This is a genomic window from Pseudomonas frederiksbergensis, assembly GCF_035751725.1.
GTDB classification, from domain to species: Bacteria; Pseudomonadota; Gammaproteobacteria; order Pseudomonadales; family Pseudomonadaceae; genus Aquipseudomonas; species Aquipseudomonas frederiksbergensis_A.
This window is the reverse complement of the sequence record NZ_CP142104.1, coordinates 843779-855498: the sequence shown is the minus strand read 5'-3', so window position 1 is coordinate 855498 and position 11720 is coordinate 843779. Positions and strand designations below refer to the sequence as shown.

At 59.8% G+C, this 11720-nt stretch carries 11 protein-coding genes, 1 other RNA gene and 1 pseudogene; 12 read left to right on the top strand and 1 reads right to left on the bottom strand.

All coding sequences use genetic code 11. The features are described from left to right. Window positions 1-90 precede the first annotated feature (90 nt). From VQ575_RS03760 to VQ575_RS03705, 12 genes and pseudogenes are all read left to right on the top strand, one after another. Window positions 91-915: a (Fe-S)-binding protein gene (locus VQ575_RS03760; protein ID WP_045156928.1), complete on the top strand. Its 825-nt coding sequence runs from the start codon at window positions 91-93 to the stop codon at window positions 913-915. After that, complete coding sequence (locus tag VQ575_RS03755; protein ID WP_039592336.1) at window positions 912-2369, top strand: LutB/LldF family L-lactate oxidation iron-sulfur protein; 1458 nt, start codon at window positions 912-914, stop codon at window positions 2367-2369. The genes VQ575_RS03760 and VQ575_RS03755 overlap by 4 nt, the downstream gene beginning before the upstream one ends. After that, the gene (locus tag VQ575_RS03750; protein ID WP_039592337.1) at window positions 2366-3037 is read left to right on the top strand and encodes a LutC/YkgG family protein; all 672 of its coding nucleotides are present in this window, start codon (window positions 2366-2368) and stop codon (window positions 3035-3037) included. Before VQ575_RS03755 ends, VQ575_RS03750 begins: the two co-directional genes overlap by 4 nt. Continuing rightward, complete coding sequence (locus tag VQ575_RS03745) at window positions 3034-5868, top strand: FAD-binding and (Fe-S)-binding domain-containing protein (protein ID WP_325919115.1); 2835 nt, start codon at window positions 3034-3036, stop codon at window positions 5866-5868. The genes VQ575_RS03750 and VQ575_RS03745 overlap by 4 nt, the downstream gene beginning before the upstream one ends. A gap of 130 nt (window positions 5869-5998) precedes the next feature. Further along, window positions 5999-6286 (top strand): hypothetical protein, encoded by a 288-nt coding sequence (locus VQ575_RS03740; RefSeq protein WP_039592339.1) that lies wholly within the window; start codon window positions 5999-6001, stop codon window positions 6284-6286. A 96-nt stretch (window positions 6287-6382) separates the two neighbouring features. Further along, window positions 6383-6776, top strand: a transfer-messenger RNA (tmRNA) gene (gene ssrA, locus VQ575_RS03735). Window positions 6777-6950: 174 nt separating this feature from the next. Next, window positions 6951-7553 carry a TetR/AcrR family transcriptional regulator gene (locus VQ575_RS03730; protein ID WP_198726204.1) on the top strand — a complete coding sequence of 201 codons (603 nt, stop codon included), beginning with the start codon at window positions 6951-6953 and terminating at the stop codon, window positions 7551-7553. Window positions 7554-7876: 323 nt separating this feature from the next. Continuing rightward, window positions 7877-8560 (top strand): type 1 glutamine amidotransferase domain-containing protein, encoded by a 684-nt coding sequence (locus VQ575_RS03725; protein ID WP_039592361.1) that lies wholly within the window; start codon window positions 7877-7879, stop codon window positions 8558-8560. 102 nt (window positions 8561-8662) lie between these two features. Then, window positions 8663-8998 carry an aldehyde dehydrogenase family protein gene (locus VQ575_RS03720; protein WP_325919112.1) on the top strand — a complete coding sequence of 112 codons (336 nt, stop codon included), beginning with the start codon at window positions 8663-8665 and terminating at the stop codon, window positions 8996-8998. Further along, window positions 8974-9186 carry an aldehyde dehydrogenase family protein gene (locus VQ575_RS03715; RefSeq protein WP_325919866.1) on the top strand — a complete coding sequence of 71 codons (213 nt, stop codon included), beginning with the start codon at window positions 8974-8976 and terminating at the stop codon, window positions 9184-9186. The genes VQ575_RS03720 and VQ575_RS03715 overlap by 25 nt, the downstream gene beginning before the upstream one ends. 34 nt (window positions 9187-9220) lie before the next feature. Next, entirely contained in the window at window positions 9221-10378 is a 1158-nt protein-coding gene (locus tag VQ575_RS03710; protein WP_325919110.1) for an alkene reductase, read from the top strand. Then, window positions 10375-10877: pseudogene (locus VQ575_RS03705) on the top strand (SDR family oxidoreductase). The gene VQ575_RS03710 and the pseudogene VQ575_RS03705 overlap by 4 nt, the downstream one beginning before the upstream one ends. Here VQ575_RS03705 and VQ575_RS03700 read toward each other — a convergent pair. Then, a complete protein-coding gene (locus tag VQ575_RS03700) occupies window positions 10771-11700 on the bottom strand; it encodes an AraC family transcriptional regulator (RefSeq protein WP_325919108.1) in 930 nt (309 codons plus the stop codon). The pseudogene VQ575_RS03705 and the gene VQ575_RS03700 sit on opposite strands and share 107 nt — an antisense overlap. Window positions 11701-11720 lie beyond the last annotated feature (20 nt).

The following is an 11720-nucleotide window of genomic DNA, read 5'->3' as shown; positions in this document are numbered from 1 at the left end:
AACCGGGTCTGCAAGGCTGCTGAAAGATTTCCTCTCTATATTCAGCAGCCTCAGCAGACGGATAACCGGGACCACCCGGAGACACGCCTGATGAGCGAGCTTTTTTACAACGCCGTGCCGAACGCGACCCGTGTCGCTCCGCCATTACCCGAACCGCGACAATATCCCAGCGAGAAACCTAGCCGGGTCTATCTGTTCGGAACCTGCGTGGTCGACCTGTTCTACCCCGAAGCGGGTATGGATGCGATCCGCCTGCTCGAGCGCGAAGGGATCCAAGTGGAGTACCCACAAGGACAAACGTGCTGCGGGCAACCGGCGTATACCTCAGGCTACACCGAACAGGCGCGGACGGTAGCGCGGGCGCAGTTGGCATTGTTTGCCGGGGATTACCCGGTGGTCGTACCGTCAGGCTCCTGTGCCGGCATGCTGCGCGAGCATTATGCCGACCTGTTCAAGGACGAGCCGCAGACACTCAAACAGGTCCAGGCCCTGGCCGCCAGGACCTACGAGTTGGCCGAGTTCCTGCTGTTTGTCTGCAAGGTGCAATTGAACGACAGTGGCACGCCGGTGAAGGTCGCGCTGCATACATCTTGCTCGGCACGACGGGAAATGAATACCCACCTGCATGGCCGTGCATTGTTGGCACAGCTAGGCAACGTGGAGCGGGTCGAACACAGCCATGAGAGTGAATGCTGTGGTTTTGGTGGGACGTTCAGCGTTCGCATGCCGGATATTTCCGGTGCGATGGTGGCCGACAAGACCCGAGCGTTGAAGGAATCCGGCGCGCACCAGGTCGTCAGCGCCGACTGCGGTTGCTTGATGAACATCAACGGCGCCTTGGAAAAACAGCGGGAAGCTTTGCGCGGCCAGCATCTGGCGAGTTTCCTCTGGCAGCGAACCGGAGGTGCCGCATGAGCGCACCGACGCTGATTCCGACCGTTGAAGTGCAGGAAGATTTTCGCGCCCGCGCCCACAAGGCACTGGACGACACGCAACTGCGAAATAACTTTCGCACTGCGATGGATTCACTGATGACAAAACGGGCAACGTCCTTCAGCGATGCCCACGAAAGAGAACATCTGCGAGTGCTCGGCAACGCTGTCCGTGCCCGCGCGTTATCCAAGCTGCCCGACCTGCTCGAGCAACTTGAAACCAACCTGACCCGCAACGGTGTGAAAGTGCACTGGGCGGAAACGGTGGACGAAGCCAACGGCATCGTCCTTTCGATCATCCGCGCTCACGAGGCGCGGCAAGTGATCAAGGGCAAATCGATGGTCAGCGAAGAGATGGAGATGAACCATTTCCTCGAGGCCCGGGACATTGAATGTCTCGAGTCCGATATGGGGGAATACATCGTCCAACTCGACCACGAGAAGCCTTCACACATCATTATGCCGGCGATCCACAAGAATGCCGGTCAGGTCGCGTCCTTGTTCCACGACAAACTTGGCGTGGAGTACACCAAGGACGTTGACCAACTCATCCAGATCGGTCGCAAGGTCTTGCGGCAGAAATTCTTCGAAGCCGACATAGGCGTTTCGGGCGTCAACTTCGCCGTCGCCGAAACCGGCACCTTGCTGCTGGTGGAAAACGAAGGCAACGGGCGTATGTCCACCACCGTGCCACCGGTGCACATTGCCGTCACCGGTATCGAAAAAGTCGTGGAGAACCTACGGGACGTCGTTCCGCTGCTCTCGCTGCTGACCCGTTCGGCCCTCGGCCAACCCATCACCACTTACGTCAACATGATCTCCGGGCCACGCAAGGCTGATGAATTGGACGGCCCCCAGGAAGTCCACCTGGTCCTGCTGGATAACGGCCGCAGCCAGGCATTTGCCGACAGCGAACTGCGTCAGACGCTGAACTGCATCCGCTGCGGCGCTTGTATGAATCATTGCCCGGTCTATACCCGAATTGGCGGCCATGCCTACGGTGAGGTTTACCCGGGGCCTATCGGAAAAATCATCACGCCGCATATGGTTGGCCTGGCGAAAGTGCCAGATCACCCGAGCGCCTCTTCGCTGTGCGGCGCCTGCGGTGAAGTGTGTCCGGTAAAAATCCCGATCCCCGCCCTGCTGCGGCGATTGCGAGAGGAAAACGTCAAGGCACCGGACAGCCCCAACCCGGTCATGCGCGGCCAGGGCAGCAAGTATTCGACCAAGGAGCGGTTCATCTGGAATACCTGGGCTCGACTCAACAGTTCGCCGCGGCTGTATCGGTTGTTTGCCTTCCTCGCCACGCGCCTGCGCGCCCTGGCGCCGCAAAATATTGGCCCATGGACGCAGAACCACAGCGCCCCGAAACCCGCCGCCCGTTCGCTGCATGACCTGGCCCGCGACCACCTGAACCCGCAGGGAGACCGCCGATGAGCGCCAAGGAAAATATCCTCGCCAAGCTGCGTAAAAGTCTCACAGGCACTACGCCGGTTGCCGACACCTATGACGTCGAACTGGTGACGCAAACCTATCGCTACGCGCCAGAGGACCGCATCTCGCAATTGCGCAAGCTGATGGAAGCGGTGCACACCGAAATCCACCTGACGTCCGACGAGGGCTGGCCGGCCCTGCTCGCGCAACTGCTGCGCGACCGTCAACTGCCAAGCTTGCTCATCGCACCGACCACCGTACACGGGGGAAGAATCACACAGTTCTGGGCGAATAATCCGGGCCTGCCAACTCTCAAGGCCTACGACCGACCGGTAGAAGAATGGAAAGCCGAGTTGTTCAACGACACCCCGGCCAGCCTGACCGGCACCCTCGGCGCCATCGCCGCGACAGGTAGCCTGATTCTCTGGCCAACCCGGGAAGAACCGCGCCTGATGAGCCTGGTCCCACCGGTGCATTTCGCCCTGCTCAAGGCCAGCGAGATCCGCGACAACTTCTATGAAGTGCAACAGGAATTCGCGTGGGCCCAGGGCATGCCCACCAATGCCCTGCTGGTGTCTGGCCCGTCGAAAACCGCCGACATCGAACAAGTCCTGGCCTACGGCGCCCACGGTCCGAAGGATCTGGTGGTTTTGATTCTGGAGGACCAATGACACTTCCGGCCCCTTTCCTGCGCGACGTACACAAACTGATCCCGCAAAAACGACGCTTCGACGATCCGTTGTCCACCCTGGCCTTCGGCACCGACGCCAGCTTCTACCGGTTGATCCCACAGCTGGTGGTGCGCGTGGAAACCGAAGATGAAGTTATCGCGCTGCTGCAACTGGCCCAGCGTGATCGAGTGCCGGTCACATTCCGCGCCGCCGGCACCAGTCTTTCCGGCCAGGCTATCAGCGACTCGGTACTGATTGTGCTGGGGGATAACTGGAACGGTCGCGAGATTCGTGGGCAGGGCACGCAAATTCGTTTGCAACCCGGCGTGATCGGCGCACAGGCCAACGCCTGGCTCGCCCCCTTCGGGCGCAAGATCGGCCCGGATCCGGCCTCGATCAACGCCTGCAAGATAGGCGGTATCGTCGCCAACAACGCCAGCGGCATGTGCTGCGGTACGGCGCAGAACACCTATCACACCCTGGCTGGCATTCGCCTGGTCCTGGCTGACGGCACGCGCCTGGACACCGAAGACACTGCCAGCGTGGCGGCATTTCGGGCAAGCCACGGTGAACTGCTGGAACGGCTGGCGACCCTCGGCCGCGAGACCCGCGACAACACCGAATTGGCCGCCCGAATCCGCCACAAATATCGTCTGAAAAATACTACCGGGTTGTCGCTCAACGCCTTGGTGGACTTCGACGAACCTGTGGATATCTTGAGCCATTTGCTGGTGGGCTCCGAAGGCACCCTCGGCTTCATTAGCGCGGTGACCTACAACACCGTCATCGATCATCCGAACAAGGCCTCGGCGCTGATCGTATTCCCAGACGTCGAAACCTGCTGCAACGCCGTCACCGTGCTGAAAAGCCAGCCGGTTTCCGCCGTCGAGCTGCTGGACCGCCGCAGCCTGCGCTCGGTACAGGACAAACCCGGCATGCCGGATTTCGTACAGCACTTGTCGAATAATGCCTGTGCCCTGCTGATTGAATCCCGCGCGGCTTCGTCATCGCTGCTGCAGGAACAGCTCGCGAGGATCATGACCTCGCTGGCGGTTTTCCCCGTGGAGAAACAGGTCGATTTCACCGAAGACCCACGGGAAAACGCGCGACTCTGGGCCATCCGCAAAGACACTTTTCCCGCCGTGGGCGCGGTTCGCAAGACCGGGACCACGGTCATCATCGAAGACGTGACCTTTCCGGTCGAACAACTGGCTATTGGCGTGAATCGCCTGATCGAGTTGTTCGACAAGCATCACTACGACGAAGCGATCCTTTTCGGACATGCGCTGGAAGGCAATCTTCACTTCGTCTTCACCCAAGGCTTCAACAGCACCGAAGAAGTCGCACGCTACCAGGCGTTCATGGATGACGTGGCGCAATTGGTGGCGGTGGAGTTTGGCGGTTCACTGAAAGCCGAACACGGCACTGGCCGCAACATGGCGCCGTTCGTCGAGCTGGAATGGGGCAGTGATGCCTATCAACTGATGTGGCAACTCAAACGCCTGCTCGACCCCAACGGCATTCTCAACCCGGATGTGGTGCTCAGTGAGGACCCGCAGATTCATCTCAAGCACCTCAAGCCCTTGCCGGCCGCCGATGAAATTGTGGATAAGTGCATCGAATGCGGTTTCTGCGAGCCGGTCTGCCCATCCAAGGACCTGACCTTGAGCCCGCGCCAGCGCATCGTGATCTGGCGGGACATCCAAGCGAAAAAGCGTGCTGGCATCGACACTTCGGAATTGGAAACGGCCTATCAATACCAAGGGATCGACACCTGCGCTGCCACCGGGCTGTGCGCCCAACGCTGCCCTGTAGGCATCAATACGGGCGAACTGGTGAAAAAGCTCCGCGGACGTAACGCGACACGTAAGAAAACCGCCGACTGGCTCGCGAGTAATTTCGCTACTGCGTTGCAAGGGGCGCGCTTTACGCTGCACGTGGCCAATGGTGCCCGGATGCTCTTGGGGGCGCCGCGGCTGGCACGATTGTCAGAAGGGCTCACTCGGCTGTCCAAAGGACAGGTCCCGCAGTGGACCAACGCCATGCCACAGGCCGAAAGGGCCATTCGGTTAAGCCCGGCGGTACTGGATGAACGACCCCGGGTGGTTTATCTGGCCGCCTGTGTATCGCGGGTCATGGGTCCGGCGGCAGGGGACGCAGAACAGATGTCGCTGCATGACAAGACCCGAGGCCTGTTGGAGAAAGCCGGTTATCAGGTCGTGTTTCCAGACAACATAGACAGCCTTTGCTGCGGCCAGCCCTTCGCGTCCAAAGGGTACGCCGAGCAAGCCGAGCACAAGCGCCAGGAACTGATCGGCGCCTTGGTGCAGGCCAGTCGCGGCGGGCTCGACCCGATCTACTGCGATACCAGCCCTTGCACGCTGCGCCTGGTCCAGGATTTGGGCGAAGCGCGCCTGGATCTCTACGACCCGGTGCGTTTCATTCGCACGCACCTGATGGATCGCCTCGACTTCACACCCCAGGAGGCGCCCATTGCGGTGCACGTCACGTGCAGCACGCAACACCTCGGCGAAAGCCAGGCGTTGATTGATCTGGCGCGTAAATGCAGCAAGACCGTGGTCATCCCGGAAGGCATCCATTGCTGTGGTTTTGCCGGTGACAAGGGCTTCACCACGCCGGAGCTCAACGCCCACTCACTGCGAACCCTCAAGGACGCGGTTCAATACTGCACCGAGGGCGTTTCCACCAGCCGTACGTGTGAGATCGGCCTGACGCGTCACGGCGAAATCGACTACCACGGGTTGGTGTATCTGGTGGACCGCGTCACCCGTCCCAAACCCATCAGCGGGGGAGTCGCCATGGAGCTGTAAGATAAATCGAATTCCTGCGCTTCGCTGTAGTCAACTTGAATAGACCCGGCGCCGCTGGGTCCTCCCTTATGCTCGGCCCTGTCTGTGCCCCTACAGCCAGCACCGAGACCAGACGTTAAAGGAGATACACATGAAGCGCACCGCACTTGCTGGCTTGTTCATTTCCGCTGCGATGTTGGCCTCTCCGGTGTTTGCAGGAAGCCAGGATGACCTTTGCAAAATCAATTTACAAAAGATCAGCGACGCCAAAGTCAGCACCGAGCAAATGAGCGAAGGTCTGAAGACCGACATCGATGCCACGGTCGGACAAGCCAAGGCTGAACACGCCAAAGGCACCAAAGAAGGCACCGAAAATTGCATCTCCCTGACTAACCAGGCCATCCAGAAGCTGCAGAACAACGCGAAAGGCGATCAGTAGCATTGTCTGAGGCCAACCTTCGGGTTGGCCTCAGACACGGATTGGCGTACACTGCGCATGCCTGCCGCTCCTCAAGATTTATCGAGCGCCAGGTTCGGGGCCGTTTAGGATTCGACGCCGGTTGCGAAACTTTAGGTGCATGCCGAGTTGGTAACAGAACTCGTAAATCCACTGTTGCAACTTCCTATAGTTGCCAATGACGAAACCTACGGGGAATACGCTCTCGCTGCGTAAGCAGCCTTAGCCCTTCCCTTCTGGTACCTTCGGGTCCAGCAATCACCAGGGGATGTCCGTAAACCCAAAGTGATTGTCATATAGAACGGAATCGCCGTGCAGTACGTTGTGGACGAAGCGGCTAAAACTTACACAACTCGCCCAAAGCACCCTGCCCGTCGGGTCGCTGAGGGTTAACTCAATAGACACGGCTAAGCATGTAGTACCGACAGCGGAGTACTGGCGGACGGGGGTTCAAATCCCCCCGGCTCCACCACTTCAACATCTAAAGACGTCCACGGACGTCTTTTTTTGTGACCGTAATTCATGAAAGTCCAGACACTGCCCTCTGTAGTGCCCACAAATGCACGGCTCAACCCACGTAACCAGATGCATGAGCCAGACGCCCCACTAGTAGACCGATCGACTAGAAACGATTAGCATCGCCTCCATGAACACCCTAAAGATCCGCGAAACATCCGACGTCCGCCAAGGCATCCTTGATGTAGGCCAGAGAATCATGGCCGCCAAAGGATATACCGCCGTGGGGCTGAACGAGATTCTGGCGACTGCCGGGGTGCCCAAGGGCTCGTTCTATCACTACTTCGGCTCCAAGGACGCGTTTGGCGAGGCCCTGCTCGAGAGTTATTTCGAGACTTATCTCGACGAGATCGACCAGACCCTCAGCCAGCCTGGCCTGACGATGGCGCAGCGTCTGCTGAACTACTTCCGCATCTGGCAGGACACCCAGTCCTTCCAGGATTGCCAGGGCAAGTGCCTGGCCGTGAAACTGGGCGTGGAAGTTGCGGACCTTTCCGAGGCCATGCGTGCCGTGCTCAAGCGAGGTACGTCGGGAATCATCGATCGCTTGGCGAGTGGGATCGAGTCCGGGTTGGCCGAAGGTTCATTGGCTATCAGCGGCACTCCCCATGAGGTTGCGCAGAACCTTTATCAATTGTGGCTCGGCGCCAGCGTCATGGTGAAGATTACCAAGAGCGTCCAGCCCTTCGAGACGGCGATGTCCACGACCCGCCAGCTTCTGAACCTGCCCTGATTCACTGGCATGAGCGATGCATCGCCAGTCGGAGCGTTGCACTGCTCATGTCAGACGTCGCCGCATTGTCCCAACGCTTTCTACTGTCCTTTCTACCCTCCCCTAACATCCCGAAGAACAGTTTTCGTGAAAACCTGAAAAAGTCGCTAGACGACCGGTCTAATTTACAATACCGTAGCGACACGTTCACCTTCTGGACCTAACCAACTACAGCTCTGTCCAGTCAGCCCCAATGGTCGTTCGCCGCCAGCAAACTAGACGACCGGTCTAATTTACAGCGATTTGCCGTGACCTCACGGCTCAACTGAAAAAAGGAAGCACAAATGAAGATTCTCATGGTTCTGACCTCCCACGACACGCTTGGCGACACCGGCCGTAAAACCGGTTTTTGGCTCGAAGAGCTGGCGGCGCCTTATTACACCTTCCTGGACGCCAAGGCCGAGATCGTCCTGGCGTCGCCAGTGGGTGGCCAGCCACCGCTCGATCCGAAGAGCAACGAGCCGTCCTTCCAGACAGATCTGACCCGCCGCTTCGAAACCGATGCCGTCGCCACCGCGCTGCTCGCCAACACCGTACGGCTGGACAGCGTCTCGCCTGCCGATTTCGATGCGGTTTTCTACCCAGGTGGCCACGGCCCGCTGTGGGACCTGGCAGAAGACCCGATCTCGATCCAGTTGATCGAGTCCTTTATCGCCGCCGGCAAGCCCGCAGCCCTGGTGTGCCACGCGCCGGGCGTTCTGCGCCACGTGAAGAAGGCTGACGGCGCCCCTCTGGTCGAAGGCATGCGAGTAGCCGGCTTCACCAATTCCGAAGAAGAGGCAGTCGGCCTGACCCACGTCGTGCCGTTCTTGGTCGAGGACATGCTCAAGGCCAACGGTGGCCTGTACTCGAAAGGTCCGGACTGGGCCTCCTACGTGGTTCGCGACGGCCTGCTGATCACCGGCCAGAACCCCGGCTCGTCCAGCGAAGCCGCAACGGTGCTGACAGAGCTGCTGAACAACGCCTGATCAAACCCTAGGTGGGAGACTGCGCAAGGTCTCCCGCACTCAACGACATCCCGACGCCATCGGCAAGGGGCCGGTTTAGCCCTGACGTTCCTGGAGACACGCATGACTGCGTTCAACTTGCAGCAAATCAAAGACGCTGGTTGGTTGAAAGAAGCCAACTATATCGACGGCCAGTGGATGGCAGCGGATGACGCCAGACACTTAGCGATAAACGACCCGGCCACCGACAACCAGATCGGCCAGATCCCTTGGGGCGGCGCCGTTGAAACACGCCGAGCCATCGACGCCGCACACGCAGCGTTCACATCCTGGTCTATGACCACCGCGGCAGAGCGCGCCATCCTGCTCAATCGCATGGCGCAGTTGGTACGCGACAACCTCGATATCCTCGCCAGCACGCCTGCCAGTTCGGCCTGGCCGCGTACTTTTTCACCCTAGACCTGGCACACCCCTTCCGTGTCTCGCGCGACCTGCAGAGCGGCATGATCGGCATCAACGCCGGGGTCATCACTACCGTTGAAGCGCCCTTCGGCGGGGTCAGGGACAGCGGCATCGGTCGCGAGGGCTCGACTCACGGCCTGGACGAATACCTCAACCTCAAATACCTCAGCCTCGGTGGTTTGTAAGCCCACCCGACATTGACGCGACAAGGAATCGAATATGGAACATCGCTCGTTGTTCGAGCCCACCACGTTGGGCTCCATCACGCTGAAGAACCGCATCGTCATGCCGCCACTCACCCGCCAGCGCAGCGGACAGCCCGGCGACATTCCTACGGCCCTGATGGCCCGTTATTACCAACAACGCGCCAGCGCCGGCCTGATCATCAGCGAAGGCACCCAGATCGAGCCACGCGGCAAAGGTTATGCCTGGACCCCGGGCATCTACAACCAGGCGCAGATTGATGGCTGGCGCACCGTGACCGATGCCGTACATGCTGAAGGCGGGGTGATTTACGCCCAGCTTTGGCACGTCGGCCGGGTATCCCATAATGCTCTCCAACCCCATAACGCTGCCCCCATCGCTCCGTCGGCGATCCAGGCACAGAAGGCCAAGGCCTTCATCGAAACCAACCCAGGCACTGGTACATTGGTCACCCCTTCCATGCCACGCGAGCTCAGCGTCAGCGAGATCAAAACGTTGGTCGAGCTCTACGCCCAAGCCGCACGCAACGCATTGAGCGCCGGCTTCGATGGCATTGAGATTCACTCGGCCAACGGCTATTTGGTCAACCAATTCATCTCGACTCACGCCAACCAACGCACCGATGAATATGGCGGATCGCTGCATAACCGCCTGCGCTTCCTACGCGAAGTGGTGCAAGCCGTCAGCGCCGTGGCCGGGCCCGAACGCGTCGGGGTGCGCTTCTCGCCTCTGTTCACCAGCACCGATGAAGACCGCGTGTACATAGGCTTTGTCGAAGAAGACCCGCACCAGACCTATATCGAGGCCATCAAGGTACTTGAGCGAGCAGGCATAGGCTACCTCTCGATCGCCGAAGCAGACTGGCCGAATGCGCCAGACCTGCCCGACGCGTTTCGTCGCGAGGTGAGAAGCACTTTCAGCGGTCGAATCATCTATGCCGGTTTATATACCGCGGCTAGGGCGGCGGGCCTGGTCGAGGCGGGCCTGGCTGACCTGGTTGCGTTTGGCCGGCCCTTTATTGCCAACCCTGACTTGCCTGAGCGCATCGCCAACGGCTGGCCGCTCAACGCCTTGGACGCCGCAGGCCTATATGGTGGCAAAGAGCAAGGGTTCATCGACTACCCGCGGTACAGCCCCTCCACATCCGACGTAAAACAAGAGGTAACCGTATGAACGATGGAATCGAAGGCAAAGTCGTCCTGATCACCGGCGGCAGCACCGGTATTAGTGCCGAAGTAGCTCGCCTGCTGGCCGCGCGCGGCGCAAAGGTGGCGGTAGCCGCACGTCGAGCAGACAAATTGGAGGCAGTTGTGGCCGAGATAGCTTTGGCGAGCTCGACGTGCTGGTCAACAATGCCGGGCTGATGCCGATTCGTCCCATGGCGGAGGTCAACACCGATGAGTGGGACGCCATGATCGATGTGAATCTCAAGGGCACGCTCTACGGCATCGCCGCGGCGCTGCCACGTTTCCTTGCGCAGGAAAGCGGGCACATCATCAATCTTAGTTTGGGCGACAAGGTTCGCGTGACCTCCATCGCACCGGGCGCGGTGGAGATAGTTGATTCTAATGCGACGAAACATAACCAGACACTCCCGGAGCTTCGGGCAACGCATACGTTGCCCTCATCCATTCAATCTCCGCCTGAGGCGTTCGCCCGAACATCCGCTTGAACTCGCGGCTGAATTGCGAGGCGCTTTCATAGCCAACATTGAACGCCGCCGTCGAGGCGCTCATCGTGTTGCGCAACATCAATAAGCGCGCCTGGTGCAGGCGTGTCGATTTCAAATATTGCATGGGCGAAGAGTTCGTCACACCGCGAAAGTGCAGGTGAAAGTTGGGCACGCTCATGCCCGCTTCGTGAGCGAGCGTTTCGACGTCCAGAGGCTCGTGGTAGCTGCTATGGATCTTTCGGATCGCCCGCGTGATCTTGCCGAAGTGCCCCTGGCGAGCGAGGGCGGCGCGCATCGAACCGCCCTGCTCGCCGGTCAGGATGCGGTAGTAGATTTCCCGTATCAGCGACGGTCCGAGAATTTGCGCGTCGCCCGGATAACTCATTGCCTCCAGGAAACGCAACGTCGAGCTGCGCAGCGGATCGTCCATGGGCGAGGCGTACATGCCTTTGGGCTGGGCATCGCTGGGGCCGAGGGTTTCGTCCACTTGCAGCATCAGCTCGCTGGCCAGTTGCAAATCGAGGCGCATGTAGATCGCCAGCATAGGCTCCTTGGCGCTGGCGTCGGTCTCCATGGTGAACGGAACAGGGACGGACACCACCAGGTAGTGCTGGGCGTCATACACGTAGACGTCATCGCCCAGATAGCCGCGCTTGCGCCCCTGGCACAGGATCACGATACCGGGCTCGTACAGGACCGGCGTGCGCGTCAGTGGCCGGTTCGAACGAAGGAACCGAATGTCATCCAGCGCGCTGAGGTTGTAGCCCTCGACAGGCGCGAGCTGTTCCATCAACTGCACCATATGCGTAGCGGCCTGAATCATCGACGCCTCCTTTTGCTGGC